The sequence below is a fragment of the Candidatus Tisiphia endosymbiont of Sialis lutaria genome, from assembly GCF_964026535.1.
In the GTDB taxonomy this organism is placed as follows: domain Bacteria; phylum Pseudomonadota; class Alphaproteobacteria; order Rickettsiales; family Rickettsiaceae; genus Tisiphia.
This window is the reverse complement of record NZ_OZ032153.1, coordinates 1,024,721-1,044,142: the sequence shown is the minus strand read 5'-3', so window position 1 is coordinate 1,044,142 and position 19,422 is coordinate 1,024,721. Positions and strand designations below refer to the sequence as shown.

The 19,422-nt window shown below is 35.4% G+C and carries 12 protein-coding genes; 1 reads left to right on the top strand and 11 read right to left on the bottom strand.

The genetic code is table 11. The features are described 5' to 3' along the window. Window positions 1-133 precede the first annotated feature (133 nt). The 5 genes from xth to AAGD20_RS05060 all read right to left on the bottom strand — a co-directional run bounded on the left by xth (window position 134) and on the right by AAGD20_RS05060 (window position 6,229). Window positions 134-967: an exodeoxyribonuclease III gene (gene xth, locus AAGD20_RS05080; RefSeq protein ID WP_341748693.1), complete on the bottom strand. Its 834-nt coding sequence runs from the start codon at window positions 965-967 to the stop codon at window positions 134-136. A 49-nt stretch (window positions 968-1,016) separates the two neighbouring features. Beyond that, on the bottom strand, window positions 1,017-2,012 hold the full coding sequence (gene obgE / locus AAGD20_RS05075) for a GTPase ObgE (RefSeq protein ID WP_094649319.1): 996 nt from the start codon (window positions 2,010-2,012) through the stop codon (window positions 1,017-1,019). Window positions 2,013-2,398: 386 nt separating this feature from the next. Beyond that, window positions 2,399-4,246, bottom strand: coding sequence for an AAA family ATPase (locus AAGD20_RS05070; RefSeq protein WP_341748692.1), 1,848 nt, complete (start codon window positions 4,244-4,246; stop codon window positions 2,399-2,401). Window positions 4,247-4,334: 88 nt separating this feature from the next. Next, window positions 4,335-5,045: a class II aldolase/adducin family protein gene (locus AAGD20_RS05065; RefSeq protein WP_341748691.1), complete on the bottom strand. Its 711-nt coding sequence runs from the start codon at window positions 5,043-5,045 to the stop codon at window positions 4,335-4,337. A gap of 14 nt (window positions 5,046-5,059) precedes the next feature. Further along, window positions 5,060-6,229 (bottom strand): mechanosensitive ion channel family protein, encoded by a 1,170-nt coding sequence (locus AAGD20_RS05060; protein WP_341748690.1) that lies wholly within the window; start codon window positions 6,227-6,229, stop codon window positions 5,060-5,062. A 576-nt stretch (window positions 6,230-6,805) separates the two neighbouring features. Here AAGD20_RS05060 and AAGD20_RS05055 point away from each other — a divergent pair. Beyond that, window positions 6,806-13,363 (top strand): autotransporter domain-containing protein, encoded by a 6,558-nt coding sequence (locus AAGD20_RS05055; protein ID WP_341748689.1) that lies wholly within the window; start codon window positions 6,806-6,808, stop codon window positions 13,361-13,363. A 292-nt stretch (window positions 13,364-13,655) separates the two neighbouring features. Here the strand turns inward: AAGD20_RS05055 and AAGD20_RS05050 are convergent, their stop codons facing one another. From AAGD20_RS05050 to AAGD20_RS05025, 6 genes are all read right to left on the bottom strand, one after another. Beyond that, entirely contained in the window at window positions 13,656-14,210 is a 555-nt protein-coding gene (locus AAGD20_RS05050) for an autotransporter domain-containing protein (RefSeq protein ID WP_341748688.1), read from the bottom strand. Continuing rightward, on the bottom strand, window positions 14,197-14,814 hold the full coding sequence (locus AAGD20_RS05045) for an autotransporter outer membrane beta-barrel domain-containing protein (protein ID WP_341748687.1): 618 nt from the start codon (window positions 14,812-14,814) through the stop codon (window positions 14,197-14,199). Before AAGD20_RS05045 ends, AAGD20_RS05050 begins: the two co-directional genes overlap by 14 nt. 50 nt (window positions 14,815-14,864) lie before the next feature. After that, entirely contained in the window at window positions 14,865-15,683 is an 819-nt protein-coding gene (locus tag AAGD20_RS05040) for an IS3 family transposase (RefSeq protein ID WP_341748686.1), read from the bottom strand. Between the two features lie 7 nt (window positions 15,684-15,690). Further along, on the bottom strand, window positions 15,691-15,990 hold the full coding sequence (locus AAGD20_RS05035; protein WP_341748685.1) for a transposase: 300 nt from the start codon (window positions 15,988-15,990) through the stop codon (window positions 15,691-15,693). Between the two features lie 43 nt (window positions 15,991-16,033). Next, a complete protein-coding gene (locus AAGD20_RS05030; RefSeq protein WP_341748684.1) occupies window positions 16,034-17,107 on the bottom strand; it encodes a hypothetical protein in 1,074 nt (357 codons plus the stop codon). Window positions 17,108-17,563: 456 nt separating this feature from the next. Beyond that, window positions 17,564-19,375: an autotransporter outer membrane beta-barrel domain-containing protein gene (locus tag AAGD20_RS05025; protein WP_341748683.1), complete on the bottom strand. Its 1,812-nt coding sequence runs from the start codon at window positions 19,373-19,375 to the stop codon at window positions 17,564-17,566. Window positions 19,376-19,422 lie beyond the last annotated feature (47 nt).

Sequence of the window (19,422 nt, the reverse complement as noted above, 5' to 3'; positions counted from 1 at the left end):
TATATAGTTAAGCCAAATAGTATTTGCCCATTTGTTCCAACAGAAAAGTTGTCATTCCCGCGTAGGCGGGAATCTGGATACTTGCTTACGCAGGTATGACAGTAAGTTAACTAAATTCTGCAAAAAAATTTGATTATCGCCTATTACTTATAGGCGTCGCTCCATCGCTCCTAGTCCCAAATTCTCCTGAATTGACGATAGCAACAACGGGTATATGATCAGAAGGTTTAACTTTAGCTCGTAAATTATAATACATGTAGCAATTATCTAAATAATCGGCAACATTGCTCGAGGCAAGTATCATATCAATACGCATACCTTTATTTTGTTCAAAACAACCTGCTCTATAATCCCACCAAGAAAATTCTTGTTTAGTAGGGTTTGATAATCTATATAAATCTTCAAACCCAGAATTTAGAATAATTCTCAATCGTTGTTTTTCTTCATTAGTAAAACAAGTAGTATTTTGTAACTCCTTTGCTGAGTATACATCAATATCAAAAGGAGCAATGTTAAAATCTCCTCCAATTATTATCTTAGTATCAAGAGATTTCTTGGCTTGTAAATAATTAGTTAAATCGTCATAAAATCTTAATTTCATTTCAAATTTATCACTACCTACCAATGAACCGTTAGGGGCATATAATGAAGTAATGCTACAAAAACCTATTGGGGTTTGTACAGTGATTTCTATCAGTCGTGCTTGATCTAGACAATTAATGGTAGGGAAGTCTTTTATTACTTCATCAGCTGGAAATTTTGATAAAATAGCAACGCCATTATAGGATTTTTGACCATGTACATATAAGTTATACGCCAAATCCGATAGCTCATCAAAAGGAAATTTCTCAGTCTCACACTTTATTTCTTGTAGTAAAACAATGTCGGTATCTACTTCTGTTAAAAAGTCACGTAAATGTTGTAGTCTCATTCTTATCGAATTAATATTCCAAGTCGCTATTTTCATTGAAGATTCTTCATTTAGATTTTGTTCACAATGTCTAACAAGATTAATTTTATAGTCTGGTACTTTTTATGTTTTCAAGAGCTTTTTTTATTATCATATTCAATCCACTTCTTGTATAGGCAGAAACTACAAAAATTTCTTCACTAGTAATTTTTTGTAACTCGGTAATTTTTTCCTGAACTTCTTCCTCTGACAAAACATCGCACTTATTTAAACAGATTATTTCTGTCTTATTTTTTAATAAGTTTGAATATGATTCAAGCTCATTCCTAATAGTTTGATAATCAGCCAATAAATTATCACTTGTTGCTGATATCAGATGAATCAATAAATTACACCTCTCAATATGTTTTAGGAACTTATCACCAAGCCCATGTCCCAAATGGGCTCCTTCTATTAAGCCTGGGATGTCAGCTATCACAAATTCTTCATCATCCACATAAACAACCCCAAGATTTGGGCTTAGTGTAGTAAATGGATAATCAGCAATTTTAGGCTTGGCTGATGTTGTTGCTGCAAGAAAGGTTGACTTTCCTGCATTAGGTAAACCTATAAGACCAACATCTGAAAGTAGTTTGAGCTGTAAATTTACCCACATTTCTTCTCCTACGATACCTTCAGTTCTACGTCGCGGAGCTTGATTAATGGATGACTTAAAATGGCTATTACCAAGTCCCCCTTTTCCCCCCTTAATTATTTCAAAAATTTGTTCATCTGCAGTAAAATCATATAGTAAAATATCATTATGTTCAGTAAATATTTGTGTTCCAACTGGTACTTGTAAGAGTAAAGCGGGTTTAGATTTACCAGTTCGGTTTGACCCTTTACCATTTTCACCATTATCTGCTTTAAAATGTAGTTTATACCTAAAATTTACTAAAGTATTAAGGTGAGAATTGCTCTTGAAAATAATGCTACCACCACGACCACCATCTCCACCGTCAGGTCCTCCCATATCAATATATTTCTCTCGATGGAAACTAACTGCTCCATCACCACCATTACCCGCTTTTAAATATATTTTAGCTTCATCAATAAAATTCATAATTTATTATTTTACGTTATTAAGAGTTGAGTATCATACTCTACATTTTCAAGATATAAGGTCTAATTTACTATGTGGAAAAATAATAGCATTTCTGGAAGACGATACTATGTAATGTCAAGCCACTAAGGTTAGAAGATAGTTTCGCTCTAACCTCAGGAGCTTTCCGAAAAACAAAAAACAGACTCTAACTTTATGCCTTCCTTGATTAAAAATCAATAAAAAACTACTTAATATACAATAAAAAATACCAATAACACCATTATAGTCAATTGATGAGAAGTTGGTGACGTTGTCGCTCTCCTATTACATATAGGCGTCGCTCCATCGCTCCTGCTACCCAATTCCCCTGAATTGACTATATCTACCAACTTCTTCTCAATTAACTATATTTGGTATTCTAGTGCCACTTCCTTGCCGCAAAAAGCCATAGCGATTTTGATGATTTTCTGAACATGGGAGTATTCTTTTATTTTAGCATCATATCGTTTTTTTGCTATTTGCTCTAGCCCTTCTCTGGCAACAGATTCTAGAGTATCAGGAGATTTACATATTTTATATTCAATAATAATAGCATTATCACTTTTACCTATCTTGGGTAGTAGCACAATATCAGCCCTACCGCTACCGGTTTCTCTTTCACTGTCTATTATGTAGTCGGAAGCTAAGGTATTAATCAAACCTAGCATAAAGCCACTATAAAATAGCTCAGCTTTTTTCTCGCCAGTTTGATGAAAACTAGTAGCGTTTAGTAATAATTCTTGCAACCTTTCTTTAAACTGTTCTATTTTACCTGCCGGCAACAAAGTAGCAAAAGAATAATATCGAAAATGATCAATTTGCAACTGATCAGTTACCCATTGGAGCATTCTGGCATTATATATATATCGTACCTCTTTATTTGGTACCGACAATTCGTAAATATCTTCTTCTGGTTTTTTAGCAACAGGGTTTAAATAACCGCTAAATAACAACAAGCTAAATAATCCTACTGGCTTGTTGATATCAGTAAAACTAATTTGTTTGACAATCGGTGAGATAATACTCTTTCCGGCAGCTAAGCTCTGTAAATCTTCCTGCATCTCATCTGATAACAATGCTTTATCAACAAGACCCGTCCCCCCACTATCAAGCCAATAATGGTCAAGTTTGCCTTTATGAGCTAAACATTGCATAATCGACCATGGATTATAGATGATTTCTCCGCCAAAATTATAACCATTATACCAAGCTTTAATTTGTTCAGGATTAGTTGCTGTTGGTACTTTTGCTAACAATTCATCAACTTCTGCTTGAGTAAAACCATAGAACTTAGAAAATTCTTCATCAAGCAAGCTATATTCACTAACATTATTCAAATCCGAAAATAAATTAGCTTTAGCAACCCGTAATATACCAGTAATTACCCCTTTTTCTAAATAAGGATTAGTTTTTAAACTACTGCCAAACATCCCGCGAAACATTTCAAGTACCTGCTCAAACTCTTCTGGCTTGTTACCAAACTTAATGTATGAACTATTGATCGGCGTATCATATTCATCGATTAATATGTAAACTTTTTGACCAAAATGTTTGTACAGTACTTCACTCAAAACCCGTAAACTATCTTTTAAGTCTTCCTTATCAAGCTTTCCTGTAAAATATCGATTTAACTTTTCCTTTTGTGCCTCATCTAGTAATTTTTCATCTGTTGTTATATAACGCTTTAAGTATCGATGGTTTGTAAACAGATTAGTTACTTGATTTTTTATTCCGCTTTCAATTTCTTGGTAGTTACTGCCTTTAACATCCTTAAAATTTATGGAAATCACCGGAAATTGACCTTGATGCTCAGATATTACATCTGAGTACTGAGCTATTTTCAACTTCTTAAGTAACTTCTTTCTACCTGTTACTAGTCCTAAATCTACTTCACCCCCGATAAATAGCTTACTATTTACTCTATCCTCTTCAGGTAAAGGCTTACCTCTCTCATCCACCTCTATTTCAAAAAATTTATGGAGCATGTTCATATTCAAGCTCTTACCCCAACGCCTTGGTCTAGTGATCAGGATAACTTTACCACTATCTTCTAGCAATTCTTTTACCATTAGGCTTTTATCAACAAAGACATCACTATTAATTAGTAGGTCATAGAATTCATCAGTACCTACCCTCATTCTCGGTGGTTTATTGTTATCTTTAACAATATTAGTTTTTTTGGTTGATATATTATCAAAAAGTTCTACTGTCATATTAATTTCACTATATTATAAAATATATTCATCCTCAGTTAAACTGGCTATTTAATTTTAAGAGTGTCGCTTTCTCACCATAAACCTGTTAAAAATTTTTCCTAGCCGTCTTGAGCAAATTAAGCCAAGCTATCCAGTCACGTTTGCCTAAATCTTCCTCAAATGACAATAAATCTTGCACTGATTTCTTGCAAGTTTCTGGAGATGGTATGATTAACTCCTGATTTGTTGAACATGCTAAACATTGGGTTTTACATGCTTGCTCTAAATGATAAGTATAAAACATCGCTTCATGTATTGTCCTGCCACAGGCTAATATTCCGTGATTACGTAGAAACATAACATAATTCTGCCCAAGATCGTCTAGTATTTTACTAGTTTGATTGGAGGTCAGTATAAGAGAGTTATACTCATGATAAGATAGTTTTTCATAAAAATGTAGTGCCCACTGACTTATTGGCATCAATCCTACTCGCATAGATGATACAGCAACAATTGCTGGAGTATGCAGATGAAAGATAGATAAAATATCCGACCTTTCTTTGTATATATTACCGTGAGTAACGTAGCCGGTTTTACTATAATTATATTCATTGCCCTTTATAATTGTTCCATCTAAACTAACTTGCAGTAAATTATCGCTAGTTACTTCCTCAAACCTTAACCCAAAAGGATAAATATAGTAATAGTCAGCTCCTTTAGGTCTTGCAGATAGATGGGTATATGTATGATCATCGAAGCCCAGAATTGCAAGAATTTGGTAGGCAGAAGCTAAATTAAATTTGGTTTCTAAAGTCATTATTATATCCAGTTTTAATTATTACTATTTTGAAATATTTTTAATTTGAGATCAGGTAGCACCGCCATCAAATGATCAAAAATATCTGATTGGATATCTTCAAATAGCCCCTTCCTCGTTTCATGGGTAAAGACACATAACTCTATTGGCAGACCATTAGGGGTTGGAGTCAACTGACGCACCAGAAAGGTGAAATTTTGTTGATAGATCATCGGGTGATTTTTCAAATATTCTTTTATATATAGCCTAAATATCTTGATATTTGTTACATAATCATCTAGCTGTTTCAAATCCACTTTATCCATTACTTCCTTTAGCAAATATGGTGATTTTTTTAACTCTTGTATAAATGCTATAGTCGAAACCGACAAAATACTGTTCATGTCAATACAGATTGCTCCCTGAATCCTTTTTGCCATTGAGTCAGTTATACCACGTGAGTTCACTACATTAGTCGTTAAAAGACTAGATGTCGGTATTGTTGAAATAGTCTGATCATTATTCCTAATTTTAACTAATGTAATAGTAATTTTCTCTACGGTACCTTCAACATTATACTGACTAATACTAACAAAATCACCAATTCGTATTATATCTTGCGAAATTAGTTGTAAGCTTGCTAGCAAAGCCACAACCGTATCCTTAAATAGAAAGGTTAACAACGCTGCTGCTGCTCCCAAGCTAGTAAAAAATGCACTAAGAGAAACATTCAAAATGCTGGAAATAATGATAATGGTAGCAACCGAGATAATAAGTATCTTTAATATTTGAGTGTATAAACTTAAATATGATTGGATGGAAATTGTCAGTCTGCTTCGATAAATATCCGCAAAAGCATCGATAAGAGATAGGATTAGCATTGTAACAAAGCTACCTGTATAGAGTATTATCGCAACATTCTTGATGCTAATCATCCAAGATAAAGTAGGAAATGTCTGTAAGATATTATCCCAAAATATAAGGTATAAAGCTAGTAATGTATGTAATAAATATGTGTATATAGAATATTTTTTAAATATTTTCTGATAATCAGGATGCCATTGATTAATATAGTTTTTGAGCATTGAAAATATTATTGTCTTAATAAAAATAATCAATGGAATGATTGAAACTATCATAATTATTAACATTAAAATTTCTTGATTGCCTTTATGATAAAGATCCAATAAATATTGTACTAGCATATAAACTAACCTTTCTGATGGCTATTACGTTAACGATAAATAACATTAATTCGGGACAAGAATAATTGTTTTTATCTACCCAATTTGTATAATATACACCAATTATAATGTACACTAAGTATTATTGTGAATATTTTATAAAAAATATTCACACCCTTCTCGTAATGACCTATGAGGCTTACAACATCCCCCACGTCATTGTGCATAAGCGTTAGTTTAAGAAAACAATAATTGAAAAACCGTCATTGCGAGGAGTGCTAAAGTACGACGAAGCAATCTAATGAATGTGGATTGCCACGCTCACATACGTTCGCTCGCAATGACGAGCATTTTTACCAAAACGTCATTACGATGATGACGGGTTGTAGGTTTATACGTCATTGCGAGGAGACCGTAAGGTTGACGAAGCAATCCATAAAAGTAACCAAAGATGGATTGCCACGACCACTACGTGGTCTCGCAATGACAGAAAACCTATCTAAAACCCGCTTTACCTTCTAACTTTCAACAGTTGTGGGGTTTATGCGTAAGGTGAGTAAATAACAAATTATTTTTTTAATAAGAATAGGTTAAATTATGGTTAAAAAACAAAAATTCTTAAAAAATTTGCTGACCAGCGTGTCAGTCGCCTCTGTTGTAGCAAGCATAGGGGGAAGCAGCGTGGCTTTTGGTGTTGCTACACTTAATGGTAGGATGATGGTAGGTAATGCTACTTTAGGAGCCGATGCACATTGGCATGGTATAAATGATGATGGCACTGTTCATGATGATGCGGCTGTTAATAAAGCCCCGAATGGTCAGGCATTTACCTATAATGGTGACTTCACACTTGATGCTGACAATGCTGCTGTAATTACTGCTATCAATATAGGTGGTAACACACCTGGTCGGCTTACGGTTAATCAAAATTTATCAATTGGTTCTATAATAACTGGCGGGAATACATTGCCTATCACTATAGCAGCTGGTAAAACCTTAACTTTGACTGGGGATGAAGCTATAGCAGCAAATCATGGTTTTAATGCGAATATAAATACCTACACTGGTTTAGGTAACATAACCCTTGATAATGCAAACTCAACGCTTGTAGTTCGACCTACTAATAACCCTGATGGTAGTGCTGGAAGCATAACACTCGCTGGTATCATTACGGCTACTAATAGGGAGGGCATATTAACCTTTGAAGGAGCTGGTACAGTAACTGGAAATATCGGTGAGGCTGGTAAGGCTTTAGCAAAGGTTGATTTTATTGGAGCTGGTAATGTGAAATTGAAAGGAGCACTTAATAATGCCTTGATTTTCAATATTAACCATGCGGATGCTAATGTTACCGCTGCTCATGGTTTGACTGGTAGCGTGATTTTTGGTGCTAATGGTGGTACCTTAAAAACACCTAATGTTACAGGTGATGCGACTTTTGGTGATGGTGGTGGTACGTTAAATGGTAATGTGATTTTTGGTGTTGGTGGTGGTATGGCTGGTAACGTAGGTGGTAGTGTAACTGTTGGTGCTGGCAATGCTAGTGTTGGTGCGGTTACAGGTAATGTGACTTTTGCTGATGCTGGTCAATTAACTGTTGGTGGTAGGATTGGTGGTAATGTAGATTTTGCTAATAATGCAGGTACAATTAATCTGGCAGCTAATCAGACAATCACTGGTACTGTAGATAGCACTGTTGGAATTAATGGTACATTAACCCTAGGAAACAGGACTAAGGTAACTGGAATAATTGGTGGAACTAATGCTCTAAATGTGGTTAATATTAATGGAGCCACAACTTTAGATGCCGCATCTAAAGCTACGACTTTCAATATTCGGGGTAATGTTACCGCTAATGGTTTATTAGAGGGGGCAGTGAATTTTGGTGCTGATAAGACAATATTGGCTAATGATGGAATTAAAGGTAATGTAAATTTTGCTGGTCATGCAGGTGTAATTACTCTGGCAAATGCTAAGGTAATCGAAGGTAATGTAGATAGTACTGTTGCCGCTGGTGGTATATTGAACTTTCAAGGCGCGGGCGAAGTAACAGAGAGGATTGGTGAGAATCATGCTTTAACATTAGTGAATTTCAATGGACCTGGTGATGTACACTTACAGCACGCTGCTAATGCGGCAAAAGCCCTTACTTTTGTTTTTAGGGACGCCAATGCCAATGTTACTGCTCATGGTGGAATTGAAGGTAATGTGAAGTTTATTACTACTGGTAATTTAAATCTGGCAAATGGCAAAACAATCAAGGGGAATATCACTACGACTACAAATAATCAGGGAATATTAAACTTCTTGGGAGCTGGTGAAGTAGATGGAAACATTGGGAGTAATGCTGCTGCTTTAGGTGTGATTAGTTTAGAAGCTGGTGATGTTGTATTAAAAGGAGATGTTTTTACCCAAAAACTTAACTACTATAATGCTAATGGTGGTGCTGTCCGTAAAACTGTAACAATTGGTGGTAGTTTTGGTGGCAATGATTATACAAAAGCAGGAAAAGTTGATTTTAGTAACGCTAATCCTAACACTTTAATATTTAATGGTGGTGGTGCTGATCCTTATATTTTCAATTCAGAAATAGAGAATGGCAATAATGGTACTTTAGATGTTCGGACTAACCTCAAGGCTATCCATGCAGATATTGGCAAGATTGGTATCATAAATATTGGTACTGCTGCTGCTAATAATACACTAACCATAGATACCTCAGGTGCTAACGTTACTCTCCTTGCTAATGCTGCAACAATCAACTTCGCTAATGCAAATTCAGTATTGACATTATATAATGATGGTGTTGCTGACAGAACCATAACCTTTGCTAATAACTTAACAGGAGGAGTTGCTGGTCGTGCTCCTGGTGGGGTAGTATCAATGCATGGTGATGGTGATAATACTTTAACTCTAAAATCTGCAGGTGGAAGAACCCTTGGGGTAGCTGCTAACTCGCTACAAGAATTAGAAATTCGTGGTAAGGTGACTATTGCAGGCGGAGTTGATAAACTTGATATACGGCATATTCCTGTGTTAAACATTATCAATGGTGCAACATTTACTGATGCAAGTGCTACTTCAAGCAAGATTGCTACGATCAATATTGGAGCAGGTGGTGGTGGCAATGCCGGTAAAGCAACTTACATACTGGATGCCACACATGATGATGTTAAGATTTTAACTAACGGTGGTCATAACATCAACTTCTTGGCTGCAGATTCAGTATTGACATTATATAGTAATGCAGCTAATAAAACCATAACCTTTGATAATAGCTTAGCAGGAGGATTTGGTGGTGGTGTTGGTGGGATAGTATTAATGCATGGTGATGGTGGTAATACTTTAACTCTAAAATCTGTAGGTGGAAATAAAACCCTTGGGGTAGCTGGTAACTCGCTACGAGAATTACAAATTCGTGGTAAGGTGACTATTGCAGGCGATGTTGATGCACTTGATATACAACATATTCCTGTATTAAACATTATCAATGGTGCAGAATTTAATGATGAAAGTGGCACCTCAGCCCAGATTGCTAATGTCAATATTGGATCCGCTGCGAATGGTTCAGCAAATTACATAATTGATGCAAAACATGGTGCTGTTGATATTTTAGCTAATGGTAAAGCAATTCATTTTTCGCATGCACAGTCTCAGTTAACGTTACGGAATAGTGATAATGCAAATGATAGGACTATAAAGTTGCTCAATAATCTAGACCCAGGTACTGATAATACAGGTATAGTTGAGCTTGATTCTGGTAATCGTAACAAACTATTAAAGATTGACGGAGCAGCTAAAACTTTAGGTATTGTGGGTCGTAAGCTAAAAGGAGTAAAATTTTCTGGTACTGGGAATATTGAGGTCGTCCCCGCCATATATGCTGAGACTATAACATTAAATACAACTGGAAATGCTGAGATAACAACGAACGGTGTTAATGGTGATGTTGTATTTGCTAAGGCTGGTACCTTAAAGGGTAATGTTACAGGTGGAGTGATTTTTAAAGCCGATGGTCGTGTAACTGATAACATTACAGGGCTTGTGACTGTTAATGCTGGTAAGAGTATTGTTGACAATGCAGTAGCTAATGTAGCTTTTACTGGTGATGGTCAATTAACTGCCACTCAGGGTGTTACAGGTAATGTGGATTTTGCTGGTTACGCAGGTACAATTACGCTGGGAGATAATCGAAGAATTGGTGGTGCTATAAGCAATAGTGCTAATGCAACTTTAGAGTTTTCAGGAGCTGGGATACTAACTGCTGCTAACTTAAACTTAAACATATTAAAAGCCGGTAATGGTAATGTAAGCTTAGCTGCTGGTAATTATAACATTAAAGAAATCCAGGGTAATGGTGTACTTGGCAGTTTAACTTTTGCTAATGACTTTAATTTAAAAGGTGGCATTAACTTGAGTGCTGGAAACGCAGTTAATTTAATATTCGCAGGTAATGGCAGCATTGATAGTGACGTCGGAACAAATGCCAACCCGGTTGGTAGTATCCAAATTAAAGCTGGCACTGTGACATTTGGTGGGGCAATTAATTCTAATAACGATCTCGTGATAGCAAATAAGGCAATGGCTGATATTGCTAAAGATTTGAAGGCTCGTGAGATTAAGGGACAAGGTACTGTTAAATTTAGTAATAAAGACAAGATTGTTATTGATAGCCAAATAGGTAATGATACTATTCTGGAAATAGCCGGAGCAGATGTAGAAGCTGTCAAAAAAGTTTCTGCTCAAAATATTATCTTCTCTAGTGCTAAGAGTGCAACTTTAACCTTAAAAACAGCAAGTACTATTAATGGTATTACAACAACAGGCAATAATTTCTATAGTCTGGCATTAGGTGCAGATTGTAGCACTGGAACAAATGATATTGCTGCTAACGTAGATATTAAATTACTAGGTGATCACACAATCACTATCAATAGTAAAAATTTCTATTCCGATATATTGACCGAAAAGAATAATAGTGGTAAAGTAATATTCAAGGCAGAGGATAGCGTTGCTTATGGCAATCTAGGGGCAGATAAATTTAGATTGGCTGATGTAATTTTTGATAATAATTCAACGGTAAGAGCTGATATTTACTCCAAGAAAATAACAATTAGTGCTGATAAAACTGCAACTTTTGCTGGTGTTGAAAAAAGAACTATAGCTGTGCCAACAATAAATATAAAGGGAGTTGAATTACCAAGACTATCAAAAGAGTTTAGCTATTATACGCTAATTGATTCGGACAATATAGATGCTAAACCATCGTCCGAGATAAAATTTGAGAATGCCGCCTTGGTTAAAGCTCCAATTAAGGATGGACAGGTGACATTAGCAGATAATGTCTGGTTTAAAGGAAAAGTAGATTCAACATCCTCTGTAAGTTTTGCTAATAAGTATGTATTATTAGAAAAAGACATTAAGTTTGCTAGCATTGAAGCAAGTCAAGCTAAGATAATTAGCTTGCCTGGAAATCAAACTATTGCTGGTGATTTAACCGCTAAAGATTTAACTATAGATCTTGGGACTAATAAATTAAAATATGTTGGTAATGCTATACTAACAGGAACGCTACAGCTGGACACTTTCTATGACAGCTTAAAAAAGGCAGGTGGTAATATAGAAATTCAGGGTAAATTAGATATATCACAACTAGACAGATTGGATGTAAACATAACAGCCCGATCTGATAGTAGCAAAATTTCTAAAGACACTCAATATACTCTGATTTCGTTAGCTAATAAAGATGACAATACTGTAATTGATAAAGACAAAGTTAAACTTGTTTCAGTAAAGGAACAAAACAGCTTTGTTGAATGGAGTCTTGATCCTACTACTCTAACTTTACATGCCAAGAACATTACTAAGGAAGAATTAGAGGCCAAATTAAAGGAAAAAGAAGGAAAGAAAGATGATGATGAAGGAAAGAAAGATGATGAAGGGAAGGAAAAGAAGGAAACAAAGGGAAAAATAGATGAAGTAAAGAAAGAAGCAAAGAAATTTGTTATTGACTCACCAAATAATTCAGCACAAGAAATAGCGTTTATTAAACAGTTGCTTCAGGTTGAGTTTAATGGAGATAGTGATGCGGCTAAGTTTCTGAGCCAATATGGTTCTATGGATAGCAAAAATCAAGATTTAGCGACTAACAGATTATTACCTGGTAACGAAAATTTAATCGGACAAAGCCCAATGAATTCAACGGCTGCAGTAATGACATTGATGAGTCAAGTTGCTGTTGCTGCTACTCAAGTTGCTGGAAGAACAGCAACTGTAGGAGCTGGTGATGATGATAAGGTAATGTATGGAGTATGGGGTAGTCCGTTTTATTCTACCGCTAACCAAAAAATGCAGCAAGGAGTTAGTGGTTATAACATGAAATCGGCGGGCTTAATCGTCGGCTTTGATGGTTTAGTAAATGATAACTTGCTAGTTGGGGCAGCCTATAGCCTAATTAATACCAAAATGTCTCATAAAAATCAGAAAAGTGGTGATAGAACTAACGGGCAAACTAATATCTTCTCTTTATATGGTGTATATAAATTTGCAGATAATTGGTTTGCTGAAAGCATAGCATCATATGGCATAACTAATGTTAAAAACTTAGAAGGACGCCTAATCTCAGCTGAATCGGCAAGTGTTACTGCTCTAGAAAAAGCTGTTGCTAAATATAAATCTACTTCTTATGGTGGGCAGCTAGTTACTGGATATAATTATCAAGCTTCTGAACAATTGACTATTACCCCAGCTATTGGGTTTAGATATTCGCAATTTATGGATGATGGTCATACGGAAACTGGTACAACCTGTCAAAACTTAGTTGTTAAAAAGAGATCGTACAATAAATTTGAAGGTATTTTTGGGCTGAGAACTGCGGCAAACATCCAACTTGACCAATTACTATTAATACCAGAAGTGCATGGTTATGTTAATTATGACTTCAAAGGAAAATCACCAGTAATTGATGCAAGGTTAGGTGGAATAGATAAAGCATTACCAACAAAATTAGTTAAACCTGATAGGGTCTTCTTTAATGTTGGTACTGGCTTAACTGCCAAACACAATATGATGGAATATGGTGTTACCTATAATGCCCACATTGCTAGCAAATATATTGGTCATCAAGGTAGTTTGAAGATTAAAGTGAATTTCTAGAAAGCTTTAAAATTGGGTAGTGTCTCTGTGCTTCATTGTCATTCTTAGCAATGGCGGGAATCTAGACCCCTGCTTACGCAGGGGTGACACTGAGTTAAGCCGGGGTGGCATCCACAACAGTTGGGATTTTACGTCCTCAAGCCGTCATTGCGAGGAGGCATGAGCCAACGAAGTAATCCAGAAAGTAATCACAAAATGGATTGCTTCGTCGGTCTGGCGACCTCCTCGCAATGACATCTTGTACTTTAACCTTTTTTCCGTGAACACTCACATTCAATCTACAATTGTAGTATTAGAACAATAATTTTAATTTTAGCGAACCTTGATGGTGGGAATATTTATTATTAAAAACTAAATATTCATATGCTGCCATAATTTCTGCTAGTTGACATTTTATAGTAATAGTTCCGCCAATTTTATACTGGTATTTAGCCGCCTCTTCAAGTAATAATACTTCCTCCCTATTGTTAGATCGATCTGACTCTATCTGCATATGCAGATTTTTTTGTTTATTATGCAAAAACTTTTCGACTTCCATATATAACCCAGGAACCATCTGGCTAGTATTATTAACATTCATTGGCATAATTACTCCAAACCCTATAAGCCCAGAAGTTCTTCTGCCATTACTAGCTGCAACTAATAGGCTTTGTGTTTTAAAACTTGCATTATATCTAGCAATATTATATCTTCCATATTTAAACCCAATATATGGGGCAATTAATACTCTGCTAATCCTTGAATTATAAGCAATTATTGCTTTGCTACTATAGGCAGTATCAGCAAATTTAGCTTTAATTAGCTGATTATACGCTGATAATTTTGTAGAAACATTAACCCAAAGCAAGAGAAAGAAAACCCTGTAATATTACTTTTTTCGACAAATTAGTTTGACCATATATCGACATTACATGGGTATGTACAACAATTTTGTTAATACGATTCTTATATTTAAAATTCGAGAGAACATAGTTATAAGCTCCCCCAATAATGCTACCACTTGGCAACTCTATATCCTCGCCAATAGTTACCGCACTAATTTTGCCAGTATACCCATTTAACATGCTTTTACCATTATACTTAGCTTTACCAATCGTGCCACTAATCCACAAATTTTTAGAAACAATATTAACGTCATCGCCAGAGCCAAGGACGGTAAGATTGTTTAAGTACCTTAAATTAGCCAATCTTAAATCAATAGTTGAATTTGCAAATTCATAAGACAATATAACTATTTCATTTACCGCTAAAGTAACAACTCTTATTGTTTCTTTTTGTTTTTGTAATAATGCTATTGCTATGTTCTCGGGGTTAGTTGTTACAATTGGAACTAATATCGCATCTGCTGTTGGAGATGCAGCTTCTATTGCTGGCACAGTTTTTTCTTCTGAAGTATCTTTTTCTTCTGGAACGACTGCTCCACAATATGGTGGTCTCCTTTGTCTAGACAAAAATTTAGCAATTTAGAGATATAATTCCCATGAAATTATTATTGTCACTATTATGCAACTTTTTGTTTATAGTACATCAAGCTAGGAGTCCTATACCCCAATGCTTGGTGCATTCTTTCGTGGTTATAAAAATCGATATATTCCTTAATAGCTGCTTTTGCCTCCTTTACAATTGTTAAAATTATTCGATAAATTTTTTCCTGTTTCAACGAACGCCAAAATCGCTCAATAAACACGTTGTCCAAAGCTCTACCTTTGCCATCCATACTTATTTGAATATTATATTTTTTTAAAATACAGATAAATTGCTCAGACGTAAATTGCACTCCTTGGTCTGTGTTAAAAATCTTTGGTATACCATATTGTTCTATAGCTTCCTCAAGAGCCTCTACACAAAAAGTACTTTCTAAACTAATAGATACCCGCCAGCTAAGTATATAACGACTGTGCCAATCCATAATGGCTACCAAATAAACAAATCCTTGTTGCAACCTTATGTAAGTGATATCTGAACACCATACTTGATTTGAGTATGTTCCCTCTAAATCTTTTAATAAATAAGGATATATTTTATGTGCCTGATTTCTTTTACTCAAATTCATTTTAGGATAAACAGCTTCAAGACCCATTATTTGGTAGTAACGTCTAACAGCTTTACGACCTACCGAAAAACCTTGGGCTTGTAAATATTTAGCCATCCGTCGCATACCATAATATGGATGCATAGTATAGGTCTCATCAATTATTGCCATGATCTTAAGTTCTTGTTCACTAATAGCAGTAGGTTGATAGTAGTAGGTTGACCTACTAATACCCAACAACTTACACTGTTGTATAATTGTTAATTTATTATGATTAGGCTCTATCATATTACACCTAACCTTTAAGTCCAAACAATGCAGATTTTTTTTTGAGCCAGTCACGCTCTACACTTAACTGTCCAATTTGTTCATATAGATTCTTGATTAACTCCTGCTGATTTGGATCAGCACTCTGTGTTTTACTCTTAAAGCCTTGTACTAATAATTCAAGCCCCTGTTTTTTCCAATTACTTATCTGCGTTGCATGAACACCATACTTACTAGTTATTTGGGCTATTGTTAGCTCGCCCTTGATTGTCTCTATGACAATTTTTGATTTCTCCTCAGCACTATATTGCCTTACTTGTTTTTTCATCTCTAGCTCTCCTTTTTTGCTAAAGAATTCTATCTCATTTCTTCTATTTTTGTGTCCAAAATATGGAGACCATTATACCACCTCCTCCTGGTGGCACTCCACCACCACCTCCTCCTGGTGGCACTCCACCACCATCTCCTCTTGGTAGTACTCCACCACCATCTCCTCCTGGTAGTACTCCACCATCTCCTCCTGGTGGCACTCCACCACCATCTCCTCCTGGTAGCACTCCACCACCATCTCCTCCTGGTGGCACTCCACCACCATCTCCTCCTGGTGGTGCTCCATCACCATCTCCTCCTGGTAGCACTCCACCACCATCTCCTCCTGATGGTACTCCACCACCATCTCTTCTTGGTATTCCTGCTGCTAGAATAACTGCTCTTTTTTGAATGATTGGCTCTTCTTGAACTGCTCCTTCCACTGGAGGTGACATCGTATTAACATTCGAATGGCTATCAATTGGTATTACATATTCAGTATCTTGGCTAATCACTGAATCGCTTGGGGTATTGGTAGAATCTAATGATGTGAACAAATTATCAGAATTATCATTAATTTCAACAAGAGAACTTGTGTCATGACCACTAGAGCCTATTAACGAACTATTATCAGAATTATCATTAATCTCAACAAGAGAATCTGTGTCATAATCTAAGTCTATTACCTTATAATTGTCATGAGTAGTTAAGTTTACTTCCTTATAAATATGGGGGACATCATTCCTTTCAACAAGAGAATCTGTGTTTTGATCACTTAAGTCTGTTCCGCAATTATCACAGGAGTCTCTTAATAAATTATTTGGAGATACATTTACGGTTGCTGATGCAGGTGGCGTATTAACAAATGGCTGTGGTATTTGCTCTATAGGTTTGGTATCTTGACTAATCGACTTGCTTTTATCGTAATTTATTAATAGCATAGAACCGCCAGGAATGAGCATTCTAGGGTTTTCCTCAAAATTTTTAAGTACGCTTTTCAAAGCATTTGATAAATATTCATGTGGAGGTTTAGCTAATACTACAGAAACATAGAGTATATTAACATAAAAACAACTCAATATAAGACATTTAATTACCTTGTTTATTCTTGTAAAAGTTTTATCTAATATTGACATATTGATATTACTTCCAATTCATTACATTCAGTTAGTGAATACCTCCATTTAATAAATGAGTACTCAAATGTTACTGTCAGGCAATAATTGAAATAGTATCATAGTATTATCCGTTGTCTAGACAAATCTTGTCCACAGACCCTAGTACTACAGTTGTAGTTTAGATGTGAGAATTCACGATTTTTTTGCTATTTTTTTGTGATGAATAAAAAAACCTGATCACCAAGAGTCATTGCGAGGAAGACCGTAGGTCGACGAAGCAATCCACAAAATTAACCAAAAATGGATTGCCACGACCTACTTGCGTGGTCTCGCAATGACGAAAAAGCTATCTAAAATCCGCTCCACCTTCTAACTTTCAACAGTTGTAGTCTGGCAACCTCCTCGCAATGACATCTTATACTTTAACCTTTTTTCCGTGAACACTCATATTCAATCTACAACTGTAGTATTAAGCTAAAAATTCATTTTAACCTTTAAACTACCTTGATGACCAATATATTTGCTAGCAATGTGAGCATTATAGATAATGCCATACTCCATCATATGGTATTTCGCAGTTAAACCAGTACCAAAAGTAAAAGATAATTTGTCAGGTTTAACTGACTTGATTGGTAATGGTTTATCTATTCCATCTAACCGTACATCAATTATTGGCGATTTTCCTTTGAAGTCATAATTAACGTAACCATGCAATTCTGGTATTAATAGTAATTGGTCAAGTTGGATGTTTGCCGAGGTTCTTAGACCCAAAATACCTTCAAATTTATTGTATGATCGCTTTTTAACAACTAAGCTTTGACAGGCTGCCCCAGTTTTTGTATAACCAGAATCCGTAAATTGTGAGTATCTAAACCCAATAGTTGGGGTAATAGTTAAATTTTCAGAAGCCTGGTAACTATATCCGGTAAGTAGCTGACCACTATAAGAAATAGATTTATATTTAGCGGTGACTGTGCCTAGAGTAGTAACATTTCTTACATTAGTTGGGAGTATCCGTCTTTCTGAGCTTTTAATATCAGTTATGCCATATGATGCTACACCTTCAGCAAACCAATTAGTTGAGAATTTATATAAGCCGTATACCGAGAAGACATTAGTTTTGCCGTTAGTTTTATCGCCATTTTTCTGATTCTTATGAGACATGTTTGTATCAATTAAGCTATAAGCTGCACCAATTAGCAAGTCATCATTTATTAAACCGTCAAAACCAACTATTCCACCAGCCGATTTCATGTTGTAACCACTAACTCCTTTTTGCATTTTTTGGTTAGCAGTACTATAAAATGGACTACCCCATACTCCGTACATTATCTTATCATCATCACCCGATGGTATAGGAACCTGCAGTATATTCACAGACCTTGAAGTAATTTGGCTAGTAACTTGAGAAATTGCTTCGCTTATTATAGATACCAAATCTTTTAGAGCAACTTCTACTGCAGTCAAATTTTCATTACTAGACAGCAGCCTTTCAATCTCCAAGTGGGCGTTATCTTTATTCATAAAACCAAGTTTATTTTTGTAGCTAGCAGCCTCACTCTTTGTATCAGTTACCTCAATCAATTGTTTAATAAATATTGCTTCTTCTGATAAGATAGCATCAGATTTTTTTGCTTCCTCTAATTCTTCCCTTGATTCTTCCCATGGTTCTCCCGATAATTCCTGCAATTCTCTCGCTAAAACTTCCTTAGAAATATCCTTGGCAGATAGGGTCAGAGTGTTAAGATCAACGATCCAGCTAACAAAGCGGTTTTGTTCATTTGTTGTATCCAAGGTAATTTTACTTGAATCCAAGGCAGTAATGCCATTGCCATCAATTGACGAAATCAGAATATATTTAGTATCTTCAGAAATTTTGTTAATATCAGATTGGGCTATTACTTTTATATTCAGCTTGTCTAGTTCTGATAAATCTAATTTACTATCCCTCTGAATTTCTATATTACCACCTGCCATTTTTGAGGTATCATAGAAAGTGTTCAGCTGTAGCGTTCCTGTCAGCTTGGCATTACCAACATATTTTAACTGATTAGTCCCTATATCTATTGTTAAATCTTTAGCGACTAAATCACCAGTGATAGTTTGATTTCCAGACAAGCTAATTATCTTAGCTTGATTTGCTTCAATACCAGCAAACTTAATGTCTTTTTCTAATAGCACATACTTATTAGCAAAACTTACAGGGGCTGTTGAATCTACTTTTTCTTTAAACCAAACATTATCTGCTAATATTATCTTTTCACTATTAATTGAAGCTTTAACCAAGGCGGCATTATCAAATCTTATCTTGGACGATCCCTTAGCATTTACCT